We start from the raw sequence: 3,699 nt of genomic DNA, 5'->3' as shown, positions 1-3,699 counted from the left end.
CAAATCCTGGATGCGATGCTGGATCGCAATATCGTCAATTACGATGACTTCATGGGGCTGCTGGCCGAGCACGGTGTGGTGCGCATGCGTAACGCGGGGCACGATGACGCCTATCCGAACGTCAAGCCCCACGACGCACCCAAAGGCACGAATCTGAAGGAATACGTCTTCACACCGGCTTTTGTCGCGTTGCCCACCCAGGAAAAGCTTCGCGCCTTATCCGCCGATGCAGCCGATCGGTACGAGGTGGGTGCCGCGCCGCGCGACACGCCGCAAGCGGCAACGGCGATACTCGATGAGTGGTACGCCACGCGTTCGCGCGAGGTCAAATATCTCAATAGCGGCAGCAGGCAGTATCAGCGTTACCAGGAATCTTCTCCTTACGACCGCGCGCTCATGCTCGCGGAACTTGAACGCGGTTTTTACGCACAACATGTAAAGGCATACCATGATGGATCAGACGACACCTTCTGGACAGTGGGATGGCGAGGCGCACGAGCCGATGACGGATTTGCACTCGATGTCGAGCCGTTCGATCCCGCAGATGGACGAGGCGAACGAGAGTTTGGCGTCGCAGGCCCCGGGTGGCACGACGGGTGGGAAAGGCGCGAAGAGCCCGAATGGCAAGACCAGCCAGCGCGCAGCGCCGATGGATACCTCGGTCTCGATGCACAGTTTGACGTTGTCGCAGGTGGGCCGCAGCCGTCGGCCGAGCCCTTCGACCTTATGCGAAACCTGCCCGGGAGCGCTCTGGACCGCCTCGGCGATCGATCTTCAGTGCTTCTGCCGCGTGATGCGGTTCACGAGTTGGAGCCAGAGTTCGCCGTACCCGAGGACAGCGTGCGATGGGGTGCAGATCGCGCTGGAGAGTTTGCAGCGCAACGAGTAGAGCCCCGTCCCGACGCGCTCCAAGCGTATCACCGTGCGCTTGAAGCGCGTTACGCTTTTGGAGATCCTTTTGTGGATCTACCAGCGATGCCGGCGGCGGATATGCCAGCAGCGGTGCCATTCCCGGATCACGAACAGACTGCGTATCTCGATCACTTCGAGGCCCGCGAGGCCGCCTTTGACTTTGGCGCGTGGCGCGCCCCTGCACCACCCGATGACCAGGGCCTTCCTGAGTCGACCCCGTATGGCTCGCGTCGATCACGAGAGGGCGACGATGCCTTTTTGCAGCACAGACGCACCGGCAGGGTATCGGACAACGTTGTGTCACAGCTCACCTACGATATTCGTGAGCGCAATCGCATCCGAGCGCAGAACAGCGAATTCACCGAGATACGGCGCACCCTGAGCGCGCAACGTGTGCTTGCGGAACTGTCTTATTCCCATGGCGTGCGTCCAGCCAAATATACCGTTGTCATGGGCCGCGACGGCAGTGAGCGCATTCGCGCTGGACGGCGCGCGTTGAACGTCTCGGACTTTTTAACCAAGGAACTGAACCTCTCCTGGACCGATGCCGCGCCCATGCTGCGCGCGATGTACGCACGCCAACAGGCGGGGGAGCCGATTCCGGCGGTTCGCGAGTTGCCGCGCGCGGCGCTTTGGCGGCAATATGCACATTCACGTGAGGCGCATGTCACCGCCCGGCGCGAGGCGTGGCTTACGCAGCGAGCCGACGAGCAGCAACGTCGCGCCGAGGTGCGTGGCCAGTTCGATGCCCAGCGCTTAGCCATCAAGCAAGACCCAAGCCTCACGCCGGCGGCAAGACGCGCGGCGCAGTCTCTCGCACGAGCCGATTATCTTGCCCGCAACGACGCGCTTGGCGAAGCCATCGCACAGGAGCGGGCCGCGCTCAAGGAACGGTTTCCCAGTGCGCAAGGGCCGAGCTTCGCGCAATTCTTACGCACCCGTGCCGATCAAGGCGATGAACAGGCACTCGGAGAGCTGCGCCGTACCACACCTGTGGTGCAACCGGAGGCCGATGCGGCTTTCAATGTGATTCGGGCCGATCAGGGTCGCCCGCCCGAATACAACGCCATTATCTTCCGCGCTCCGGACCTTACCTGGTCAGTCGACGAGCGCGGCCACGTTACTTATTGCCAGGACGGTTTGGACGTCGTGCGCGATCGTGGTGCGGATGTCCAGGTTTTACAAGTCAACCGCGGCGCGATCGAAGCCGGGCTGCGCCTGGCGCAGAGCAAGTTCGGCCACACGCTCGCGCTCTGCGGCAACGAGGCGTACCAACTGGCCGCAGCCCAAGTCGCAGTCGAAGCGGGCCTGCGGGTGCGGTTCAGCGATACACGATTAAATCAGGCGATGGACCAACATCGCAGCGCGCGCATCGAGCGTCATGTGCAAGACGTGCTCGGGACACCCGGACAAAGCGGACAGCGCACCGTGCAGCAAAGCCACGACCGGCCGATGCCGTTCGATGACACGAAACCGGCCCTATGACCCCGCGTAGCCCATACGCGGATGGCCGCCCACGGATTCTGACGGAACTCAGGGAGCGCCTGCAAGCGTATCTTGACCAGCCCAATCGTCACCTGCCCACGCTCAATGCAGCAAACGGTAGTGTCCGGCAACAACGTGTTGAGCGTCGCATCGCCTGCGTGCAAATGCTGCGCGCGATGCTCAAATACCTCGACTTGGCCAGCTTACGCATCGGCATTCCGCTGCATGAGGGGCGCTTCATGAGCTTGACCGTTCCGTTCTTGGCCAAACACGCGGGCCTGTCCCTTCGGCGTGCCGAACGGGCGATGCGAGACTTGTTGCGCGCGGGGCTGATCACCTCGCAGCAGCGCGCAGAGCATGGCCAGGACGGTGGATACCGTGGCCTGGCCGCCCTTCGTCAAATGCCCCCGGCGCTCTTTGCGGCCTTCGGTCTGGCGAAGTGGTTACGCCACGAACGCGGCAAAGCCGTTTTGCGCCGTTATCGGGCCGTCGCGCGCCAGGCCAAGGTACGACGCCAGCAAGCTACTGACAGCCGTGCAGCGGCGCGTTCCGCGCTGCCGCTGGCCGTCGCAGCACAGGGGCTCAAGCGTGCTTCCAAGGCCACGGAGAGGCACGACCCGAGGCAAGATCATGGCGAAGCTGTCGCGCGGCGCGTCGGCTTGTTAAAACTGCGCCATCCGGAGTGGGACCGCGAGCGCTGTTACCAAGTCGCCTACGATGAAATCGGCAAGGGTGAACAGCTATGGTAATGGTGTACCTCTGCTGCGGCCTACCCATCTAACAATCTAACGACCGCTCGTCCTCGCCCACGCACGGCTTCGCGTTTCACATTGCGCCCGTGATGCCCATCGTTCGGCATCGCGTCACCTCCTGATCCCACTTATCCACAAAACCACCTCGCTCACAGAGAGGTTTGCGCGTGCGCCAATCTTTAGGTGTCGGTATGCCTGGCCGTTATGTGGCGGATGTTAATCAGGGCGTTTTATCAGTACGCACGGAGGTAAACAATCCGGTGCCAATGCGAACCTCATTGCACTACCGAGCGCCTGTCGCCTGCCTCAGACGCCATAAGGTCAGCATGGTACAGCGCGCATTCGTCGCGTATAGACGACGCGCTGTCGCGCACCGTCGGCCAAGCCGACCGGGTTCTCCAAGGGGTATCCCCTTGGAGCACGGGATATGGAAATGGAAATGCGTTAGCATTTCCGTTTACATATCTATCGTGCCTCCCGACGCTGCATTTTCTTTCTTAGGGTACCTCCACTTAACAACCTTGGTACAACTACGCAACGCCGATAGGTC

General features: G+C 61.9%; 2 protein-coding genes. Both read left to right on the top strand.

All coding sequences use genetic code 11. The annotated features are described in order from the left end of the window. Positions 1-2,397: LPD7 domain-containing protein (locus WM40_RS25900; protein WP_046154468.1), on the top strand; the 2,397-nt coding region annotated here is incomplete at its 5' end. Further along, entirely contained in the window at positions 2,394-3,146 is a 753-nt protein-coding gene (locus tag WM40_RS25895) for a hypothetical protein (RefSeq protein ID WP_046154467.1), read from the top strand. The genes WM40_RS25900 and WM40_RS25895, both read left to right, overlap by 4 nt. Positions 3,147-3,699: the final 553 nt, after the last annotated feature.

It is taken from the genome of Robbsia andropogonis, from assembly GCF_000970345.1.
In the GTDB taxonomy this organism is placed as follows: Bacteria; Pseudomonadota; Gammaproteobacteria; order Burkholderiales; family Burkholderiaceae; genus Robbsia; species Robbsia andropogonis.
This window is presented reverse-complemented; position numbering and strand designations above follow the sequence as displayed.